Raw genomic sequence first — 17,727 nt, 5'->3', positions numbered from 1 at the left:
GGCCTCTATCTCCCTCTCCCCCCGGTCGGGGGGAGAGGGGCGGGGTGAGGGGGGGCTAGACCGGGCGGCAGGTGGGCCGCGGTGAGCTCCGCGGTGAACGAGCCCACGATGACCTCGCTTTGGAGCTTCACGGGCATCCGGCGGGCGTCGTCGGTGAGCCAAATGAAAATGCGCGCGCCGGGGCTCTTTTTGAAGATGCCGCCGATCCCCTCGATCTTGGGTTCGATCTTCACCGTGGCGAACCGGCCGGCCGGGGTCTCCACGGTTTCGCGGCCGAGGACCGCGACGGTGCCGGTGACGAGCTTCTTTCCGTCGGTGATGTCAAGATGCACCGGCGCGTCGTCGGGCACCGGGCGCGTGCGGTAGGCGTAGAAGCTCGACAGGGGATCCTGGACCCCCGGCGGGACGAGGAGCTCCTTCTTGAGGTTGCCGTTCCGGAAGTACCGGGACGTGCCCCGCTCCGGATCGAACAGCACCTCCACCTCCCGGGGATCGCCCCAGCCCTCCTTGGCGCGCTTGAAGTAGCGCAGGGGTACCAGGCTCTCCAGGGCCACGGTGGAGTCCACCCGGTTTCGCACGGGGTACAGGGTGTCGATGTAGGGCAGGGTGCGGGCCTCGGCCCGGAACCGCACGGTGCCGCCGGGGCCGGGGAGGACCTCGAGGCTCGCCCGGGCGGCCGGGATCACGCCCCACCGCACCCGAAACTCGAGCCGTTCTTCCACGAGGTCCGCGAGCCGGGGCGGGGGCGGCAGGGCCAGGGCGGACGAGGCGGCGAAACACGCCGCAACCCAAAGGAGAATCGCGCGATGCACCATGGGGCCAGCATACCCGAACCAGGGCCGGGTTCCCAGGCGTGGCTGCGGGCCCCGGGGCTCGGCGCCGTCCCCGGCCTCGTCCACGGGTTCACGACCCGGGGCGCGGGAAGCTTCGCGCCGGAGCCGCCGGCCGGCTGGCCCGGGGCGGCCGGGGGGCGGCGGCTCCGGCTGCTGCGACAGGTCCACGGCGCGGCGGTGGTGCCCCCGGATCACCCGGCGCCCTTCCCCGAGGCCGACGCCTGGGCCGGGGCACCCGGGCCGGGGGTGCTCCTGGGGGTGCGCACGGCCGACTGCGTGCCGGTGATCGCGGTGCACCCCCCGACCCGCCGGGTGGCGGTGATCCACGCCGGATGGCGGGGCACGGCGGCCGGAGTGGTCTCGGCGGCCGTGGGCGCCCTCGGGGCGCCGCCGGGGGAGCTCCTCGCGGCCGTGGGGCCGGCCATCGGGGCGTGCTGCTACGAGGTCGGCGAAGAGGTGGTGGAGGCGCTGGGGCGGGGGCCCTGGGCCCGGCGCCGGAGGGAGCGGTGGTTCGTGGACCTGCGGCGGCGGGTCACGGCGGAACTGGCCAACCTCGGGGTTCCCCCCGCACGCATCGAGTGGGTCGGGGGGTGCACCGGGTGCTCGGGGGCGTTCTTCTCCCACAGGGCCCGGGGCGATACCGGCCGGATGCTGGCGTTCGCCGGATGGGGGGCGCCGTGATCCGGTCGTGGCCCGAGGATCGGCCGATCCGGCTCGTGGGGCTCACGGGCGGGATCGCCACGGGCAAGTCCACGGCCGCCCGGGCGTTCGCGCGGGCGGGGGCCGTGGTGATCGACGCCGACCGGGTGGCCCGCCAGGTGGTGGAGCCCGGCACCGAGGGGCTCGAGGCCGTCCGCGCCGCCTTCGGCGACGGGGTCCTCCGGCCCGACGGGTCGCTGGACCGGGAGGCCCTGGGCCGGATTGTGTTTGCCGACGCCGAGGCCCGGGAGCGGCTCAACCGCATCCTCCACCCCCGCATCCAGGCCGAGGTGGACCGCCGGGTCCGGGAGGCGGTGGCCGCCGACCCGAAGGCCCTGGTGGTGTACGACGTGCCGCTGTTGTTCGAGACCAAGGCCGAGGGCCGGTTCGACCTAGTGGTGGTCGTGTACGTTCCCCCGGAACTCCAACTTCGCCGGCTCATGCTCCGGGACGGCCTGGCCGAAAAGGAGGCCGGGCAGCGGCTCGCCGCCCAGATGTCCATCGACGAGAAGGCCCGGCGGGCCGACGTGGTGCTCGACAACCGCGGGCCGCCCGAGCGCCTGGAGGAGGCCGTGACGGCCTTGGTGAGGCGCATCCGGGCCCACAACCGGCGCTTTTGGGGTTGACAAACGGGGCCGGAACCGCTAGAAAAGCCGCGACTTCGAAACGTTCAGATCCCATCGCCCTTCCGGTCTTCCCCGTCTGGACCCACTCCCAGGGATCGGTAACGCGCCGCAGAGAGCCGATTTCGGCGGATCCAAAACGTCACCAGTTCTGAGTGTTCCGAATCTCCAGCTCCGCCGTGGAGCCGTGCGCATTGCGGTTCCGGCGGGCTCGCCCCGAACGAACACCCATTTCGGTTTTTCCCGACCGCGAACCCGACAACCAACCCATCATCCACACCCATCGAGACCATGAAAAACACCGAACGCAGAGGCGGGCGTCGCAGTGCGCCCCAGGAAGGCACGAAAGCCGTCCCCATGCACCTCCAGGAGCTCAAGGAAAAGCCCATCGCGGAACTCACCGAGATGGCCGAGAACCTGGGCATCGAGGATGCCCACCGGCTCCGGAAGCAGGACCTCATCTTTGCCCTGCTCAAGGCCCAGGTGGAGCAGAACGGGAGCATCTTCGCCGAGGGGACCCTGGAACTCCTGTCCGATGGCTTCGGGTTTTTGCGCTCGCCCGATTACAGCTACCTGCCCGGTCCCGACGACATCTACGTGTCGCCGAGCCAGATCCGGCGGTTCAACCTGCGAACGGGCGACACCGTGGGCGGCCAGATCCGGCCCCCCAAGGACTCGGAGCGGTACTTCGCGCTGCTCAAGGTGGACAGCATCAACGGCGACCCGCCCGAAAAGGCCCGGGCCCGGATGCTGTTCGACAACCTGACGCCCATCTACCCCAACGAGCGCCTGAACCTCGAGGTGGAGACCGACCCCACCAACTACTCGATGCGGATCGTGAACCTGATCGCGCCCATCGGGAAGGGGCAGCGGGGGCTGATCGTGGCGCCGCCCCGCACCGGGAAGACGGTGCTCCTGCAGCAGATCGCCAACGCCATCACCACGAACCACCCCGAGGTGTTCCTCATCGTGCTCCTGATCGACGAGCGGCCCGAGGAGGTCACCGACATGAAGCGGTCGGTGAAGGGGGAGGTGGTGTCGTCCACCTTCGACGAGCAGGCCCAGCGCCACGTGCAGGTGGCCGAGATGGTGATCGAGAAGGCCAAGCGGCTCGTGGAGCACGGCAAGGACGTGGTGATCCTCCTGGACTCCATCACCCGGCTCGCCCGGGCCTACAACACCGTGGTGCCCCACTCGGGCAAGATCCTCTCGGGCGGCGTGGACTCCAACGCCCTGCACAAGCCCAAGCGGTTTTTCGGCGCGGCCCGGAACATCGAGGAGGGCGGAAGCCTTACCATCATCGCCACCGCGCTCATCGACACCGGCAGCCGCATGGACGAGGTGATCTTCGAGGAATTCAAGGGCACCGGCAACATGGAGCTCCACCTCGACCGGCGCCTGGCCGACAAGCGGGTGTTCCCGGCTGTGGACATCCAGCGCTCGGGCACCCGGAAGGAGGACCTCCTGCTTCCGCCCTTCGAGCTCAACCGCGTCTGGGTGCTCCGGAAGGTGCTCTCGCCCCTGAGCCCGGTGGACGCCATGGAGTTCCTGCTCGACAAGATGCGGGGCACCAAGTCGAACGCCGAGTTCCTGGAGAGCATGAGCGAGTGAGATGGCTGGGCAGCGGGGCGGCTGGGCGGCGGGCCGCGCGGCCGGTTCCGGTTTTCCGCTGACCGAAGACCGATGACCGTGGACCGACGACCGCCTCATCGGATGAAGTCCAGCCGGTACCGGCTCCGGATGTACTGGAGGAACCAGCCCACCTCCTCCAGGGCGCGCTTGAACTCGTGCTTCTCCCGGGGGGTGAGCCGCAGGGGGTCGAGGTAGTTGTCGGGGAGGCGGCCCTCGGCGAGATTTCGCACCTGGTGACGCAGCCGGAAGCCGACGAGGGTGGTGAAAGCGTCGTCAAGCCGCTCGGCCTCGGCCGGTGTGATCGCTCCCCGCTCCCGAAGCGCTTCGATCTTGTCCCAGGTGGTGCCCTCCAGGATACCCGCCTCCAGGGCCAGGAGGCTCACCCCCTCGGTCAGGGCGAAGATCCCCGCCTTCTTGAGGTCCACCCGGCCCTTGTGCTTCCCCCGGCGCTCCGTTCGGATCCGGCCGAACCAACCGAGCGGCGGGGGGAACCGCACGATGTTCTTCGCCACCCGGGGGAAGAACAGGCTGTGGCGCCGGGTGAGTTCCAGGATGTGGTCCTTGATGCGGCGCTCCAGCGAGGGGTCGCCCCACAGGGTCCGCAGGTCCTGGAACATCCCGAAGTTCACCATGTTCTCCCCGGTGGGCACCGTGATCCACTGCTCCACCAAGGCCATCCATTCCGAAAGGGTGTGCCGCCATTGGGGGTTCGAGGCCATGGTCCCCCCGGGGCAGGGGGGCACCCCGATCTCCACCAGGGTCTCCACGAGCCGCACGCAAAACCGCTCCACGTCCCACCGGCTGGATTCGTCGAGATCGTCGGCGAACACGGCGGCGCTGTCCTGGTCGGTCCGGAGGGTCTGCTCCCCCCGGCCCTCGCTGCCGAGCACCAGGTAGGCGGCCCGGGGCGGGAGCTTCACGCCCTCGGCCTCCAGGATCTCCGCGGCCTTTCGGGACACCTCATCGTTGAACTGGGAGATGAACCCCACCAGGTCCCGGGTGCCGGCCCCGGCCCTCAGCGCGAACCGCACCATCTCGGGCACCCGGGCGTTCACCCGTTTCAGTTCCTCGAGGGATCGCGCCCGGGTTACCTCGTCGCGCAGGTAGAGCGGGCTGTTCGTTTGGAGCCCGAGGATGTCCGTTCCCGTGACCACCCCCACCATCCGGCCCCCGGCGTCCACCACCAGGAGCCGGTGAATGTTGTGCCGGGCCATGAGGTACACGGCCTCGTAGGCCGGGGCCTGGTCGGCCACGGTGAGAACCGGCGAGCGCATGACCTCGCGCACGGGAATCCCCCCGAGGTTCCCCCCCGACCGGGCCACGAGCCGCCGGAGGTCCCGGTCGGTGAACACCCCCACGGGAACCCCGTTTTCCTCCACCACCACCCCGGAGATCCCCTTCTCGTCCATGATCCGGGCCACCGACACCACGTCGGTGTCGGGGGCGCAGGTCACCACCGGCCCCTTGCAGACTTCCCGAACCGGGGTAAATAGGAGCCCTTCCTCCCGCATGGCGCATCTCCCACTGGAAGCCCGAGGCATCATGGCCGAAACCGGCGGATTTCTCAACGATTTTTCTCGCGGTGACGCCCCAACCCGCGTTGCGTCGCGGCGTCAGGGTTTCGCCGGATCAACCCCACGCTTGTCGGATCAAACGCGATTTATTTTTCGCTTGACGCAGCCGAACAGGGTTTGTACCTTTGTGAGCCTGTGGCGACACGCCGTTTGACCAAGGACCGTTTTCGGGGGGCCGGTCGCCGCCCGGCGCACAGCGGCGGAAAGGAGGGAGAGCCGGGACGAAACGAGGAGGAGGCAGAGAAGTCTGGAGTTTCACGATCACAGGTAAGGAGGGTCATCGCCATGGAGCGAAGTACACAACTCGTCGCCTACTGGAAAGAGAACCTCAAGTACATCTCCATCCTGCTCGCCATCTGGTTCGCCGTGTCCTACTTGGCGGGTATCCTGTTGGTGGACGTGCTCGACCAGATCAAGATCGGCGGGTTCAAGTTGGGGTTCTGGTTCGCGAACCAGGGTTCCGAGATCATATTCGTTATTCTGATCTTCGTCTACGTGAAGTTGATGAACAACTTGGATCGCAAATACGGGGTTCACGAGGACTAGGTTTGACTGGTCCGTTCGGATAAGGAGTGATCCATGGGTATTCTTGGTTGGACTTGGGTAATGGTGGGGATCACCTTCTCCATCTACATCGGCATCGCCATCTGGGCGAAGGCCGCCACCACGGGCGACTTCTACGTCGCGGAAAAGCAGGTGCACCCCATCCTGAACGGCATGGCCACCGGCGCCGACTGGATGAGCGCGGCGTCCTTCATCTCCATGGCCGGCCTCATCGCCTTCCTGGGCCGCGACGGTTCCATGTACCTCATGGGCTGGACCGGCGGATACGTCCTCTTGGCCATGCTCCTCGCGCCGTATCTCCGGAAGTACGGGAAATACACGGTGCCCCAGTTCATCGGCGACCGGTACTACTCCAACACCGCCCGGGCCGTGGCGATCATTTGCGCCATCTTCGTCTCGTTCACCTACGTGTGCGGCCAGATGCGCGGTGTGGGCGTGGTGTTCTCCCGGTTCCTCGAAGTGCCGATCAACACCGGCGTGGTGATCGGCATGGCCATCGTGTTCATCTACGCCGTGCTGGGCGGCATGAAGGGCATCACTTACACCCAGGTGGCCCAGTACTGCGTGCTTATCGTGGCGTACCTTATCCCGGCGATCTTCATCGCCGCCATGCTCACCGGTAACCCCATTCCGCAGCTCGGGTTCGGGAGCAAGATCAGCGCGGGCGGGGCCCAGGTGCTCCACGACGCCTCGGCCCAGGGGAAGTACCTGCTCGATGTGCTGGACCAACTGCACACTGACCTCGGGTTCAAGCAGTACACGATGGGGAACCGGCCCAAGATCGACGTGTTCTTCATCACCTTCGCCCTGATGGTCGGTACGGCAGGACTCCCCCACGTGATCATCCGGTTCTTCACGGTGCCCAAGATCCGCGACGCCCGTTCCTCGGCCGGTTGGGCCCTCGTGTGCATCGCGATCCTCTACACCACGGCCCCGGCCGTGGCCGCCTTCGCCAAGACGAACTTCATCAAGACCGTGCACGGCAAGGCCTACACCGAGGCCCCGAGCTGGTTCAAGAACTGGGAGAAGACGGGTCTCATCGCCTGGCTCGACAAGAACGGCGACGGCATCATGCAGTACGCGCCGGGTGCCCCCTTCAAGGGGAAGCCCAAGTTCAAGGAAGGCGCCAAGGGCAAATACGGCGAGCTCGTCGTGACCAACGCCCCCACGGACTCGAAGAACGAGATCTACGTGGACCGCGACATCATGGTGCTGGCCAACCCCGAGATCGCCAAGCTTCCCAACTGGGTGGTCGCCCTGGTGGCCGCCGGTGGTCTGGCGGCAGCGCTGTCCACGGCGGCCGGGCTGCTGCTCGTGATCGCCTCGTCGCTCTCCCACGACCTCATGAAGGGCATCATCAACCCGGACCTCTCCGAGAAGGCCGAGCTCATGTGGGCCCGGATCGGGGCGGGGCTTGCGGTGGTGATCGCCGGGTGGTTCGGCATCCACCCGCCGGGGTTCGTGGCCCAGGTGGTGGCCTTCGCGTTCGGGCTCGCGGCCTCCTCGTTCTTCCCCGCCATCATCATGGGGGTCTTCAACAAGAAGACGAACAAGGAAGGCGCGATGTGCGGCATGGTGGTGGGTATCGTGTTCACCGCCGCCTACATCATCTACTTCAAGTTCGTGAACCCGGCCGCCAACAACCCGCAGCACTGGTGGTTCGGGATCAGCCCCGAGGGCATCGGCACCGTGGGCATGATCCTCAACTTCATCGTGATGTGGGTGGTGTCGAAGTTCACCCACGAGCCGCCCCAGGAAGTGCAGGAACTCGTGGAAAGCCTGCGCTATCCCCAGGAAGCCCGGTAAGGGTAGCCTGCGGATCCGAGGGCGTGCGGCCGCCGGTTTTCGGCCGGGGCCGCACGCCCTTTTTTTGCGCGTGCGGGATCGGGCAGAATGGGACGGCCAGGCCGCCGGGCGGCCGAGCACCTTCCCGGTGATTGCCGGCCCACCGGCGACCGCAGACCGGAGACCGCGAGACGGAGGTGAAAAACCCATGGCACCGATCAGCCGGCCCATCCGGGCCAGCTTCGGGCTCATCCTCGGCACCGCGGCCGGGGTGAGCCTTTTGACCGGCATCATCCCCTGGGTGCTCGGGATGCTGCTCCCGGTGGATTCCCTTTGGATCCGGATCCAGGTCGGGGGGTACATGAATTTCGTGGCCGCCGTGTGGGCGGTCGTGGGAGCGCTCATCGGGGCTTTCCCCGGGTCGCGTTCGGGCTCGGGCCTTCTGGGCGCGGCCGGGCTCGCCACTGGCCTCACCCTGGCCCGGGCGCTTCCGGACGCCCACTGGACCGTTGTGGCCCTGGGCGCGGCCACGGGTCTGGCCTATGGCTCGGTGGGCGGATTTCTGGTGGGGCGGGTGCTGGAACGGAGCGGCTAGCGGTGCCACCGGAGGTTGGAAAAATTTTTCAGGGTTTCCTCACGCGCTTTTCATCCTCCTCTAATGTGGACAATTTATGATATACTCCGTTGTCCCCAAAGGAGGAACAGCCGTGAGCAACCAGGCCCACACCCCCATGGATCCCCGACGCGCCGCCACCTGGGCCATGCGCCTCCTGCGGCGGCAGGTGCCCGATCCCTCGCCCGAGCAGAAATTGTGGCTTGCGGTGATTGAGCACGCCGTGCGGGACGCCTACGCCGATCCCGAGGCCGACCCGGCCCGGAGGGCCGAGGCCCGGGCCTGGCTCGAGTCGGAGTACTTCACCGACGTGGCCGTGGCCATCGGGCTCCACCCGGGCGAGTCCCGCAAGGTGATCCGGCGGCTGGCCGAGTTTTCCCTGGGCGTGGAGTGGCGGGTGGAACCCCACGAGGCCATCCCGCCGGAACTCCAGGCCGTGGCCCGGATGCGCTCCGATCCCCGGGACAACGACCCCGGGGCGGCCCACAGCGCACCGGCGTAAGCCGGGAACCGCCAGCCGCGGGTAAAAATCGAGGCCGCCGTCGGGCGGCCTCTTTTTGTTCGGAAGCGTCGCCCCCGGCTCAGGTGCCGCCCCCCTCGTCGTCTCCCTCCCCCTCCTCGCCGTAATACTCGCACAGGGCTAAAAGGGCCCCGTCGTCGAGCTTCTCGTGGATCTTCCGGGCAAAGTCGAGCTTTTTCACGTAGGCCTTCCCGGCCTCCGTGGGGTTCGTCTTCTTCTCTCGTGCCATGGTCTCCTCGCGTAGAAAAAGGGGATACGCCGCCGATCTTTCTGATCGGCGGGCAGAACCGCGGGCTAAAGCATCCATAGATTACTATAGCGGTCGTTTAGGGGAAAGCCCGTGAGGAGTCTCTGAGAAGGGCGAGAAAGCGCCGGCCGTCGTCCCACATGTGATCGTTGTTGAAGAACACGAATCCGGCGCGGCCGGAGACGCGGCGGGCCAGAACCTGGAGCTCGACGTCGGCGTACCGGTACCGGTACCCGCCCCGGCCGTGGAGGCGGAGGTACACGGGGTCCGCCGTGACCGGGTCGGCGGCGAAGGGGTCCACGGCGTGGACGAGACCGAGGTCCCGGCAGAGCCCCGCCACGAGGTCCGCCGGCCAGGGCCCCCGGGGCTCCCAGGCCCGCAGGAACCGCTGGGGCCCGATCCCGCCGAAAAACCGCCGGAGGTTCCCCACGTTCTCCGGGGTCGGCCGAAACGAGGCCGGGCACTGGAAGAGCACCGCGGCCGCGCCGAGGGCCAGGGCGGCCTCCCGGGTCACGGCCCACCCCTGGGCCACCTCGGCGGTGGGCCGGAAGAACCCGTACCGGTCGCGGCGCTCGGGCGGCACGGCACGGCCCAGCCGCCGGTACGTGGGGCTCGTGGCCGGGTGGGTCACCACCTGCCAGGCCTTGAGGGCGAACACCGCGCCCTCCGGCGCCTCGGCCCGCCAGCGTCGCAGGGTCTCCACCCGCGGCGGCCGGTAGAAGGTCTGCTGCACCTCCACGGCCCGGAACCGCTCCCAGTACCGGGCCCGGGCCACGGGGAATCCCGAGCATCCAATCCAAAGCGTCTTCACGGCATCCGCTCCGACCCGAACAATCCTACCGGGCCCCCGGAGTGGCGCAAACGAAACCCCCCGGGCCCCTGCAGGGCCCGGGGGGGGCGGGATCTGGCGCCCGGCGATGCGGGTTACGGGCAGTCGATGGAGAAGTCGTCGAACACGGCCGTGGCCAGTTTGTTGTTCTGGTGGGCCGTGACGGCGAGGCCCACATAGACGTCGCCGGACATCGACACCGTCAGGGAGGCGGGGGACCCGCCGTCCATGTACTGCGTAAACGTGGTGCCGTCGGTGGAGTAGTACGCGGTAAACGTGTTGCCCACCTTCCGGAGTCGCAGCCAGTAGGGGAACGATACCGAAAGCGTGTCGCCGGTGCCCTTCGCCATGCCGCCGCTGGTTTCGCGGCCCTGGAGGCGCTGGTTCTTGTTCCCCGGTGTGGCGAACAGGTCGACGAAGCTTGCGGCCGGGTCAAGACTGTCGCGAACCATGATTCCGGCCTTCGACCAAGGGTTCGTGTTAGTCAGGGAAAGAATCTTGACGGTGACCTCGAAGTCGTCGGACGCGGTGAGTCCCGTGCGGTACATGAAGTGGAACTGATCCGACGTGCCCCAGATGTCCGCGCCGCCGCCCTCCACGGTCAGCACGCCCCCGCTCTCCGTGGCGCTCCCCGTTTTCCCGGGTCCGCCGATGTCCACGCTGGTCCACGCCGGGTCGAGGGCGCCGTCGTCAAAGTCGTCGGAGGCGGCCACCGAGCAGGTGGCGGGAAGTACCGTGATGTCCACGGCGTCGGTGCACCTCGGCACGCCGCCGTCCGATGCGGTCACGGTGAGGGTGCCCTCGGAGAGGGCCGTCACCGTGGTGGTCAAGCCGGTGGCCGGGGACACCGTGCCCACCGTTGCGGGCGAGGCCGTCCACGAAACCGTCCCCGTGTTGAACCGGGCCTCCACCGTGGTGGTCTCGCCCACGTGGATCGTGGAGTCGCCGGTGACGTTGACTTCGAGGGTACAGGGGATGGCGTTGATCGTGACCGTGGCCGTGTCGGCGCATCCCGCATCGTCCGAGGCGGTGAAGGTCACCGTGCCGTCGGAGACGCTCGTGAAGTTGACCGAGGTCCCGGTATCCGAGTCCGGATCCACCAGGGAAATGTCGTCCGGGGTCCAGGTGACCGTGCCCACCCCGCCCGTGGCCGTGAGCGAAATCGGGTCGCCCACGGTCACCGAGGCGGGGGGCAACGAGATGGAGAGCCCGCAGTCAACGCTGAGGAGCGTCTCGTCGTCCGAGAACCCGCCCACGGCCCCGGTCCAGTCGGGGCAGGTGCCCGAGGTGTCCCGGGCCGTGATTACGGTGGACCCGGCTCCTACCCCGTGGGCCAGCCCCGTGGCCGGGTCGATCGTGGCCACCGAGGTGTCGCTGGAACTCCACTCGAACGACACCCCGGCCGGAGTGTTGAGCACCGCGAAGGACTGCATATCGCCCGTCGTGATGGAGGGGTTCTGGGGGGAGATGGTCATGCGGTCGCATGGGTCGGTGACCTCGATGGTGGCCCAGGCGAAGCAGTTGTTGGCATCCACCGCCTTGATGCGGGTCACCCCGATCGCTTTGGCCGTGACGAGCCCCGAAGAGTCCACCGAGGCGATGGCGCTGTTCTCGCTCGTCCACTGCACCGTGCCGTCGGCGTTCAACGCGCTGAGCCCCAGGGTGTCGCCGACGTCGACGCTCGCCACAGACGGTGAGATCTCGAGCGTGCAGCAGGCGATGCACAGCTCCTCGTTCTCGCCGCTCTGGTTCAAGGTGTAGTTGTACCAGATCTCGGGGGTGCCGCTCCCGGAGTATCCCCGCTCGGCCGTGATCGCCCCGAAGATCGAGGGGCTCCCGGAGAACTCCGCGGCCCCGTCCAGGTAGATGCCCCCGTTGATGTTGATCGAGGAGAGGGTGACGTCAAACCGGTTACCGGAAGGATCTGGCCGGATCGGCAGATCGTCCTCCGTGATCGGGAAGGCCGGATCCAAAACGTACCCGTACTCCGTATCCACTTCGGGCGGGGTCTTGACGTTCAGGTTGAATCCCCCGCCGCCGCCGGCGAAGTCCACGGACCCGGCGATGTAGATGATGCCCTCGGTATAGAAGTTGTTCCCCAGCGAGAAGCTCGGCAGGTCGGTCAGAGCCGCCTTGTCGATCTCCGCCCCCGTTTTCGACGGCGGGGCCGTGGTGGTGCCGAAGGTGTCGATGAAGATGTACTCGCCGTCGTGGTATCCATTGCCCTGGCCCGGGCTAGGCAGGTCGAGCAGGGTCTGGAGGTCGGACACCGTGACGTTGCTGGCGGGATTGCGGAGTTGCCCCCCGGGCAGGGTGTACCAGTACACGCCCCGCTGCTGGGCCAGGGCCTTCATGGTGTCGTAGTCGAGCTCCCGGAGCATCTCGCTGATCTTCTCGTAAGAGATGTTCCGGAAGTAGTTGCCGTAGATGTCTCCCAGGAAATCCCCTTCGTTCCCGGTGAGGAACGGCCGGTCGAGGTCGTCAGGGTTGGTGTTCGGCACGGGGGCGCCGCTTCGCTGGATGAAGTTGCCGCCGGAGCCGTCCACCTTCTTCCCGGCGTAGAGGTCGAAGAACCGGTCGGAGTTCTTGGAGCCGGTGTACCTGCTCCCGTTCAGGGCGGCGGAGGAACTCTTCTCGATGAACTTGGGCGTGGAGGCCAGTTCCACGTCGCCCCGGATCACCACGTCGCCCCAGTGGATCTTGAAGTTCCCGTCCCAGGTTCCGCCGCCGCCCGAGGTGATAGCGTTGGGGAAGCAGATGGGCAGGGGCACGGTGAGGTTGAACGCCTTCTGGCAGTCGTGGGTGCCGGTGATCGCGGCGAGGGTGGTCCCCACCGACAGGGTCTGGCGGTGGTCGTCGCCGGAGTCGGTGGGGTCGCGGTAACCGGCGAACACCCGCACGGTCTTGCCCGAGGGGTAGGTCAGCACCCCGTCGAGTTCCGTGGCCGTTTCGTTGGCCTCCAGGGGAAGCCCGGCCACCGACCGGAAGTAAAGGGGCGGCGACGCCGTGGCCGGGTAGGGATCGAGGTCCACCTCCTCCCGGTCTAGGTAGTCCACGACGCCGTCATCGTCGGTGTCGGCCAGGGTGTAGACCTCCACCGCGTCGTAGAGCCGCTGGGGCTGCCACTGGCAGTCCTCGACCTCGAAGTAGAGGGCGTCGATGTTCGCGATGCAGCTCACCTGGCCGGCCCCGTTCCCCACCTCGGTGGCGTACGCGGAGTCGGGGAACACCCGGAGTTCCACGCACTCGCTCGTAACCTCGATCGTCACGGGCCCGCACGTGCCGAGCACCTTGGTGGGATCGGCCGGGTCCAGGTACTCGGCCGTCACGGTGAGCACGTCGCCGTTTCTCGCGTTCCCCAGGTACAGATCGGCAGAGGCCGTGGACGACGGACCTCCCGAGAGCGTCACCGTGGTTTCCGTCGCGATGGCCGAGGGGCTGAACGAGCCGTCCCCGCCGGTGGAGGTGACCGTGAGTTTCACCGGCTGGCCGTCGCGGTTGCACCCGCTCACCGTGATGGTGGTCGCCCCGGAGCACTGGGTCAGGGTGGCCGGCGCCGCGGTGAGCTGGCAGTCCACGCAGGCCTCGAGGGTCAGCGTGTTCGGCCCCAGGGTGGCCTTGGGCGTGCCGCCGTCCTCCAGGGTCAGGGTGAGCTGGGGATGGATCTGTTTCCCGGCCTGCGGGCCCAGGGTGCAGTCGGGCGGGGTGTAGGTGACCTGGTAGTCGGGCGGGGTCGCCGTTGTGGTGATGGCCGCCGGGGTCACCGCCCCCTGGTCGTCGGGGTTGTTGGGCGAGGAGGTGTCGTTCGTGAGGCCCGGGGTCACGTGGTACCCGCCGCCCAGGGCGTAGATCGGGTTCTGGTAGCAGTCGAACACCCGGAACGTGTCGCTCACCGCCGGGCTCGGGCAGTCGGTGTGGGTCGTCCCCGCGATGTTCCCGGTGAGGGTCCCGAGAGTCTTGGGTGGCCAGGGGCGAAACGTCATGCCGAACCGCCACGTGTTGGCGGCCGGGGTCTCGGTGATGTCGTGGTCGTTTTCGTCGATGGCCGTGATGCCGTCGGTGAGCCAGGCTGGGGCGTTGGCATTCCGGACGAACAGCCGGAAGTACCCGTTCACGTCCTGGGGCGCGCCGTAGGGCCCGGTGTCAGGGGCCGTGACCGTGAAGGTCTGGCCGGTGGAGGTAAATGACGAGGGGTCCACGTCGCCGAACGTGGCCCCGGTGCCGTCCACCGCCTCGAACGAGAGCGGGGTCGTCGTGTCGGGGTCCACCTCGTTGCCGCACTGGTCGTAGGCCCGGGCCCGGAACGTGAACGATCCGGCGGCCGAGCAGGTCTCGTCGGAGGTGTCGATCCAGGCGCCCCCGTCGGCCGGTCCGTGGGGGATCTCGGTGAGTTCCACCCGCACGGGGTCCCCGGGCTCGAACGATACCGGCACGGAGTTGATCAGGGTGAAGCTCGCCGGGCCGGTGGGGCGGCAGTCCACCACGGCCTGGGCCGACACCGCGATCGTTTTCGCCGTTCCCGTGTAGTACACGGTGACCGAGGCGTCGCCGTTGGAGTCGGTGGTGGCCGTGGCCGAGAGGGCCGAGCCGCCGCTCACGAACGAGGCGCCCGAGGCGGCCGGCAGGCTGAAGGCCACCGTGGTCCCCGCCACCGGGTCGCCGTACTGGTCGGTCACGTTCACCTTGATGTCGGAGCTGGCCGGGCACGCCGGGTTCGTGGGGTCGGCGTTGATGGTGAGCCGGCCGCAGGTGTTGGCGTAGAGGTTCCGGGGGGTGACCCGGGTGGTGAAGGTGCGTCGGCGGTACCCGTCGGTCACCGTGACGTCGGAGGCCGACGGGTCGCCCGAGGAGTCGTAGCTCCCCACCGTGCCGGCCGGGTACACGAACGAGGCCGAATAGCGGGGGTCCTTGTTCCGGGTTCTCAGGGTGAGCTCGATCTCGACCGAGCGCACCCGAGCCCGCTCGGTCTCGTCCAGGACGTAGGGGGGCGTGGGGTTACTGGGAATCGGGTTTCCGTTGTGGTCGTAATAGCGGAACACCAGGTTCTCGACCCGGGCGGCCACCGCCTCGAACCTCGGGGTGCCCGTGTCGTCGGGGGTGATGCGGTAGAGGGTGTAGGGCGGGCCGGAGAGGACGAGGGGGATCGCCAGGTCGAAGGCCTCGGTGGCCTCCACCTCGCGGTCGCCGTCCGCGTCGAAAAAGGCCCGCACCGTCCGGGATGCCTTCGCCACCGCCGGATTGTCGCCCACCCGCTCGGTGGCCGCGCCCGAGGGCTTGGAGAGGGCGTAGGTCACGATCTCGGAGGCCGTCACGACCCCCTTGTCCGAGTCCCGGTAGGGGTCGTCGTACTGCAGCGTCAGGTAGTGGTCGGAGGCCGCCAGGATCACCTGCCCGCGCATGGATACGGTGGTGCCGACGGCGGGCGCGAACGCCCCGGTCTGCTGGATGGCCTTGACCATCAGGTCCTCGGCCATGCGGGCCTCCTGCTGGAGCCGCAGCACCTCGTCCTGGGTGGAGTAGGTGCGCTGCTGGGCCACGAAGAACTGGTAGAGCCCCGCCAGAAGGATCAAGGCCACGGCCATCGTGACCAAGAGCTCGACCAGAGTAAAACCCCTTCGGTACCGCATGATCCCACCTCCTCAGGTGTGGGCCCCTACTCCTCGCGCCAGGCCGCCCGCTCGATGCTGTAGATGCTCGGCACGTAGGGCGGCCAGTAGTCCTGGTTCAAAAACCCCGTGTCCCATCCGAAGAATCGGGCTGGCGGACTGTAGACGTCGCCCGTGCCGCTGCCGCAGCACCGGAACTCCGCCGTGGCCTGCTGGCTGAACCAGAGGTTGATGAGGCACCCCGTGATGTGGCACTCGTCCCCGGACCAGTTCTCGATGAACCGGGGGAAGTTGTGGATGCCCGCCTCCTCGCCCGAGCCGCCGCCCGACCGGAAGTCGAACCGACCGGTGAAGAACGCGGCGTTGAACCCCGAGTTGCTCGCGCCGTTCTTCGTGTAGGCGCCCCCGGTCTGGCCGAACTGGCTTGGGCCCCAGTTGTTGGAAAGGAGCGTCACGGCGTCGGACACGATGGCGAGCCCCCCGGGGCCCGCCGGCGCGTCCCCCGCCCCCGGGGAGGTGACGTTGAGGTCGCCGTCGATGTACACGGGGTTGTCGGTGACGAGGCTCGTGCGGGTGACCAGCGTGGGGGAGGCGCCGTCTTGCCGGTCGTTGAGTTGCCTCGTGCGGCCCGCCCGGGAGCCCACGATCTTGACGGCCTGGAGGTTCCCGGCGCCGGTTCCCGTGGCGAGCCCCCCGCCGGAGAGGGACCGGCTCACGTAGATCAAAAGGCTTCGGCCGTCCCCCAGGGGGTCGACGCTGCTGTCGAAGGCCCCGTTGTCCGACCAGTCCAGGTAGTCCCGGTACCAGAGCTCCAGGCGCTGGAGGTCGATCACCGTGAGGTCCACCTCCTTGTTCTCCCGGGGGTCCTCCCGTTCCAGGATGCAGGGGTAATAGGGGTTCATGTTGCCCCGCGTGCCGTCGTAAGGGCCGCCCCCGGTCTCGTCCGCCGTGACGGGGGCCTCGGGGGAGTAGACGATCGTGCCGGGGATGAGGTCGGCCACGGTGGCGGCGCTGGTGCCGTCGGCCCGCACCTTGGCCCCGGCGGGCCAGGCCGCGAAATTGACCGGGTTCCCCAGGCCGTCCACCTGGTAGTTGGTGACGAGGTCGGTCACGTCCTCTTGGGCGCCGCCGTGGGGCGTGAAGTAGATTTTCAGGGCCCCGGCCACCACCACGATCTTCATGCCGTCCACGCCCGGCTTCTTGGGATCGTCGGCCGCGTCCTCGTAGAAGGCGTCGCGGGTGAGGGTTTGGTACGAGGCGCTCGGCATCCGGTCCACCCCGACCCGCACGTGGAAAGTGCCGGCCGTGTCTACAAACCGCCCTTCCTCGGCGGCGGCGTTGGCCGCCGTGATGTCGGTGTTGATCTGCTCGCAGTCGGCCGAGGTCACCGGGATGGTGGGCGGGGAGGTGAGGTTGCGGACCCGCACGTACACGGGCCCCGACGAGCGGCTCCCTACCGTGTTGTTCTCGTACAGGTACTCCCCGTAGCGGATCTCGCCGTGAACCGTGAGGATGTTGGGGGCCCCGAACCCGGCCCCCTCGGCGTAGTCCTGGAACCAGATGCCGCCCCCGGTTCCGGGCGCGAAGTAGAGGCTGCCGTTCGTGTGGACCCGTCCCCAGGAGCGCATGGTGGGCCCCGGGTGCCAGGAGAGGTCGTCCTCGAAGAAGATGTAGTACTGGACCAGCGGGGTCTCGAGCACCCGCACGGTTTCGCCCATGGCCTCGCTGCCAAGGTCGCCCGTGGCCCGGGCCTCCACCTGGTACTCGTAGGCGAAGTGGACGATCTGCTGGTTGTTCTCGACCGTGGTGAACAGAAAGGGCTCCGGCTCGGCCCCCGGGTTGGAGGGGTCGAGGGAGTTGATGATCCGGAACTCTGTGGTGAACCCGTTGAACGGGTTGTCGTAGGGGTCCCCCGCCGCGGTGGAGGGCTCGGTCCAGTCCACCGTGAGCCCCGGGGCGAAGGGTCGCAGTTCGTCGCGGAACGCCGCCATGACCCGGCCCGCGCCCACCTCGAGGGCGGCCTCGGCCGCGTAAAACGCCTCCTTGCTGGTCCGCTGGTTTCGGGCGAGTTGGGTGTCCAGGGTGGCGTTGAGGAGGCTCCCGGCCCCCAGGAGGGAAAGGAGCGCCAGGATCACCAAGGCCGCCACGAGCACGGTGCCCCGGTCCGGCCTTCTCTTGGGTGTGGGTTTCCGGCGTCCCATG

General features: G+C 68.2%; 13 protein-coding genes. 7 read left to right on the top strand and 6 right to left on the bottom strand.

The genetic code is table 11. The features are described from left to right. Nucleotides 1–5: 5 nt before the first annotated feature. Nucleotides 6–815 (bottom strand): DUF3108 domain-containing protein, encoded by an 810-nt coding sequence (locus ACYQ8L_RS02995; RefSeq protein ID WP_459940283.1) that lies wholly within the window; start codon nt 813–815, stop codon nt 6–8. Here ACYQ8L_RS02995 and ACYQ8L_RS02990 point away from each other — a divergent pair. From ACYQ8L_RS02990 to rho, 3 genes are all read left to right on the top strand, one after another. Then, nucleotides 807–1,514 (top strand): purine nucleoside phosphorylase YfiH/LACC1 family protein, encoded by a 708-nt coding sequence (locus tag ACYQ8L_RS02990; protein ID WP_459940282.1) that lies wholly within the window; start codon nt 807–809, stop codon nt 1,512–1,514. The genes ACYQ8L_RS02995 and ACYQ8L_RS02990 overlap by 9 nt on opposite strands. A gap of 26 nt (nt 1,515–1,540) precedes the next feature. Next, nucleotides 1,541–2,158 carry a dephospho-CoA kinase gene (coaE, locus tag ACYQ8L_RS02985; protein ID WP_459940342.1) on the top strand — a complete coding sequence of 206 codons (618 nt, stop codon included), beginning with the start codon at nt 1,541–1,543 and terminating at the stop codon, nt 2,156–2,158. Between the two features lie 354 nt (nt 2,159–2,512). Continuing rightward, a complete protein-coding gene (rho, locus tag ACYQ8L_RS02980) occupies nt 2,513–3,766 on the top strand; it encodes a transcription termination factor Rho (protein ID WP_459940281.1) in 1,254 nt (417 codons plus the stop codon). A gap of 95 nt (nt 3,767–3,861) precedes the next feature. On the opposite strand, the gene ACYQ8L_RS02975 is transcribed toward rho, so the two are convergent. Further along, nucleotides 3,862–5,298 (bottom strand): putative nucleotidyltransferase substrate binding domain-containing protein, encoded by a 1,437-nt coding sequence (locus ACYQ8L_RS02975; protein WP_459940280.1) that lies wholly within the window; start codon nt 5,296–5,298, stop codon nt 3,862–3,864. A gap of 348 nt (nt 5,299–5,646) precedes the next feature. On the opposite strand from ACYQ8L_RS02975, the gene ACYQ8L_RS02970 reads away from it, so the two are divergent. The 4 genes from ACYQ8L_RS02970 to ACYQ8L_RS02955 all read left to right on the top strand — a co-directional run bounded on the left by ACYQ8L_RS02970 (nt 5,647) and on the right by ACYQ8L_RS02955 (nt 8,825). Continuing rightward, nucleotides 5,647–5,907, top strand: coding sequence for a DUF4212 domain-containing protein (locus ACYQ8L_RS02970; protein WP_459940279.1), 261 nt, complete (start codon nt 5,647–5,649; stop codon nt 5,905–5,907). Nucleotides 5,908–5,940: 33 nt separating this feature from the next. Next, nucleotides 5,941–7,731, top strand: a complete 1,791-nt coding sequence (locus ACYQ8L_RS02965) for a sodium:solute symporter family protein (protein ID WP_459940278.1) — start codon at nt 5,941–5,943, stop codon at nt 7,729–7,731. Nucleotides 7,732–7,918: 187 nt separating this feature from the next. After that, on the top strand, nt 7,919–8,305 hold the full coding sequence (locus ACYQ8L_RS02960) for a hypothetical protein (protein WP_459940277.1): 387 nt from the start codon (nt 7,919–7,921) through the stop codon (nt 8,303–8,305). 112 nt (nt 8,306–8,417) lie between these two features. After that, nucleotides 8,418–8,825, top strand: a complete 408-nt coding sequence (locus tag ACYQ8L_RS02955) for a hypothetical protein (protein ID WP_459940276.1) — start codon at nt 8,418–8,420, stop codon at nt 8,823–8,825. Between the two features lie 79 nt (nt 8,826–8,904). Here the strand turns inward: ACYQ8L_RS02955 and ACYQ8L_RS02950 are convergent, their stop codons facing one another. The 4 genes from ACYQ8L_RS02950 to ACYQ8L_RS02935 form a co-directional block, all read right to left on the bottom strand. Further along, nucleotides 8,905–9,072, bottom strand: a complete 168-nt coding sequence (locus ACYQ8L_RS02950; protein ID WP_459940275.1) for a hypothetical protein — start codon at nt 9,070–9,072, stop codon at nt 8,905–8,907. Nucleotides 9,073–9,169: 97 nt separating this feature from the next. Further along, nucleotides 9,170–9,901: a DUF72 domain-containing protein gene (locus tag ACYQ8L_RS02945; protein WP_459940274.1), complete on the bottom strand. Its 732-nt coding sequence runs from the start codon at nt 9,899–9,901 to the stop codon at nt 9,170–9,172. Between the two features lie 113 nt (nt 9,902–10,014). After that, nucleotides 10,015–15,546: an Ig-like domain-containing protein gene (locus tag ACYQ8L_RS02940; protein ID WP_459940273.1), complete on the bottom strand. Its 5,532-nt coding sequence runs from the start codon at nt 15,544–15,546 to the stop codon at nt 10,015–10,017. Nucleotides 15,547–15,572: 26 nt separating this feature from the next. Beyond that, on the bottom strand, nt 15,573–17,726 hold the full coding sequence (locus ACYQ8L_RS02935; protein WP_459940272.1) for a PilX N-terminal domain-containing pilus assembly protein: 2,154 nt from the start codon (nt 17,724–17,726) through the stop codon (nt 15,573–15,575). Between the last annotated feature and the right edge of the window lies 1 nt (nt 17,727).

This window comes from Deferrisoma palaeochoriense (assembly GCF_054656955.1).
This window is presented reverse-complemented; position numbering and strand designations above follow the sequence as displayed.